Below are 2,414 nucleotides of genomic sequence, written 5' to 3'. Positions count from 1 at the left end.
TTTAAAAAAATACCTTCATGAAGGATTTGAAATAAACTGTTACATAAATTTTTTTATAAATGGAATATATTTACATGAGAACATAATGGATATTTTTATCTCTTTTATGGTCTCTTTCCAAATGAAACCATATATTAGAGGAGCGTATTCAATTTATAGATCAATGATATTTACTAAGTTTTTAAAGAATATTGTACTGTAATAAATTTGAACAGTTTTCCTGGTTATGTATTTTCCCATATGAATAACGCCTTCGTCTTCTTTATGTGAAGCGTTTTGGTCGATGCTATCATTTTGTCTTGGTGTTGTGTTTCCTACGTTTCCAGTAACATTTTAAATAAATCAATCCAGTTTTTGAAATCTTTTTAGGTATATAACACAGGGGATACAAAAGATTTTCATAAAAGCTTCTTGAAGTTGGGGTGGGAATTTTTTCCTCGCAGCATCTTCATCTATTTATGGAGTATAAAAATGAGATCCTCATTTGATAATGGTGATAGATATATCTCACCCCATGAATGGGCATAGCTTTTTAGTGTATCCACAATAACGATCCGTACTTGGAGTTTTCAAAGCGGTATTTCTAGAGTCATATAAGTTAAGACAGAGTCGTTAGGTAGAGAAAAAAGAGATTCTAGCCTTCACTCAAAAGAAAAACCCGGAAAAATAATAACAAATTAGGTAAAATTGTGTAAACTGTAAAGGGTGGACTGAAAACTGCTCATTAAACAAAAAAGTCTATATATTACAATATATTAAAGACATAAATTGGTGCCGCATGCTGGATTCGAACCAGCGACCCCATCATTACGAATGATGTGCTCTACCAACTGAGCTAATGCGGCATAGGTTTGTAAGTCAATGAGACAAAACTAATTTGAGAGTAATAGCTAAAAGTATGTATAAAAGCAAGTATGCATTTTTTTCAATAATTTATAAGTTGTGGTAATAATTGAAGAAGGAGAACTGTACAAAAGTTATGGAGGTAGCTGCGATTGTAAGGCTATAAAATGTTTTCCGATTTCAAATTAAGAAGCTGTAAACTTAGATCTTTAGGCAGGGAATGGTGCTAAGATATCTTGGTAAAGGTATTTTTTGATTCTAAGACAAGGGAGAAATTTATTGAATAAATGCTCAGAAAACTAAAATTCATCCTAAATCTTAAATGTGAAAATAAGATGATGTATAAAATTAGTTGAAGTTACTTTTCAATTTTATAGGAAGAAAAAGAGAGGGCAATAAAATTAATCACGTTTTGTATTTAACATGGAGTCGGAATCATGTCCGATGAAAATCGGCTGATAGAACTAGAAACGAAGCTAGCTTACCAAGAAAAATTCATTGAGGAGCTTTCTCGTGTGGTGACTGATCAATGGAAAAGTTTGGATGAGATATCTAAAAAAGTCGATGTTTTAACGAGACGATTTTCAGTTTTAGAAGAGTAAAGCTTTACTTAGGCTGTTATTTTCTCAATAAAGCAATATGCTGATTTATAATAGTTTATCGTTATTCAATTTGAATAAAAACCTTGAATACCATAAGATTATCTTATTTTAAATCTCTCTTGTGTTGAATAAGTCAAAACGATGTCTTTTGCACGCTATAAGCAGGATGAGTCTGTGTGGATAAAAACTATGAAGAAAGGGCTAACAATACCTCTTATGAATCATCTCAAGTATCGAAGGCTGTAGCAACATTTTAGGGCTGCAAAGTATTAGGAGGGGTGTTTGTTTGTTATTTTACCAGCTTACCAGCGTAAAATGGAGATGCTGAATGGATTTTCATTCATGGTCGACGTCACAAAATAGGTTTGGGAGCATATTGAGAGATGTTCCTTTAAAATAAGCGCGTGACTATGCAACCCAATGGTGTTCTATTTTATGTGAGGAGCGTGACCCTATGAAGAGATTTTTTCAAAAATTTTTCTAGTAATAGCCTCTTGCTTTTACCATGTGATAGGGTGAATATCACAATGGGAAAAAGGTGTGAAAAGTTCTTTATTAAGATTTGTGCATTATTTACAGATTAGTTTTTATTTGATGCGTTTTTAGCATGGAGAACAGTTTTTTATAAGTTTTAAACACTTCCTTATTAATTTAAGAAGTTTAAGTCTTATAAGGAGTGTTGATATTGGAAGACATTTTTTATATGTGATTTCTAATACTAAAATTAAGAAAGTTTTTTTAAAATATAAAATAGTAACCATAGAAAAATCTAGAAGCTTCAATGAATTTCAATTTTTTCTGTATAGAGTTTTCTATCGCGGTGGTAAATTTATTCGCTAATTTCTTTGAATTGATGCAAATGAAATGATGTTATCGGTTAGAAATGGTGATTGAGCATATATATTTATTATAATAAAACGTTTTAACCCATTCTTATGATCAAATGACTTTTAGTCGTGTTGATAGGGT

The 2,414-nt window shown here is 31.2% G+C and carries 1 protein-coding gene and 1 tRNA gene; one reads left to right on the top strand and one right to left on the bottom strand.

The features are described from left to right. Positions 1–769: 769 nt before the first annotated feature. Positions 770–845: transfer RNA gene (locus HWX04_RS08020), tRNA-Thr, on the bottom strand. Positions 846–1,280: 435 nt separating this feature from the next. On the opposite strand from HWX04_RS08020, the gene HWX04_RS08015 reads away from it, so the two are divergent. After that, positions 1,281–1,445, top strand: coding sequence for a SlyX family protein (locus HWX04_RS08015; RefSeq protein WP_175869599.1), 165 nt, complete (start codon positions 1,281–1,283; stop codon positions 1,443–1,445). The last annotated feature ends 969 nt before the right edge of the window (positions 1,446–2,414 follow it).

This window comes from Bartonella gabonensis (genome assembly GCF_903679515.1).
Taxonomy (GTDB): domain Bacteria; phylum Pseudomonadota; class Alphaproteobacteria; order Rhizobiales; family Rhizobiaceae; genus Bartonella; species Bartonella gabonensis.
Note: the sequence above shows the minus strand (reverse complement) of the source record. Positions and strands in the feature narration are given on the sequence as shown.

What these genes read in the sequence shown, in the direction of transcription:
- HWX04_RS08015 (WP_175869599.1), top strand. Translation starts at nt 1,281, where the DNA reads ATGTCCGATGAAAATCGGCTGATAGAACTAGAAACGAAGCTAGCTTAC.